Annotated in this window: 1 rRNA gene; it reads left to right on the top strand. The window is 54.2% G+C overall.

The features are described 5' to 3' along the window. Positions 1-495 (top strand): 16S ribosomal RNA (locus AC1RTP_RS28535); the annotation flags it as partial. Positions 496-518: the final 23 nt, after the last annotated feature.

Here is a 518-nt window from a genome sequence, read left to right as displayed (position 1 = left end):
ACACAGGTGCTGCATGGCTGTCGTCAGCTCGTGTCGTGAGATGTTGGGTTAAGTCCCGCAACGAGCGCAACCCTTGTCATTAGTTGCTACGCAAGAGCACTCTAATGAGACTGCCGGTGACAAACCGGAGGAAGGTGGGGATGACGTCAAGTCCTCATGGCCCTTATGGGTAGGGCTTCACACGTCATACAATGGTACATACAGAGGGCCGCCAACCCGCGAGGGGGAGCTAATCCCAGAAAGTGTATCGTAGTCCGGATTGTAGTCTGCAACTCGACTACATGAAGTTGGAATCGCTAGTAATCGCGGATCAGCATGTCGCGGTGAATACGTTCCCGGGTCTTGTACACACCGCCCGTCACACCATGGGAGCGGGTTTTACCAGAAGTAGGTAGCTTAACCGCAAGGAGGGCGCTTACCACGGTAGGATTCGTGACTGGGGTGAAGTCGTAACAAGGTAGCCGTATCGGAAGGTGCGGCTGGATCACCTCCTTTCTAGAGTCGGCATCAGACTCAAA

The organism is Pseudoduganella sp. GW821-FHT11H04 (assembly GCF_058807935.1).
This window is presented reverse-complemented; position numbering and strand designations above follow the sequence as displayed.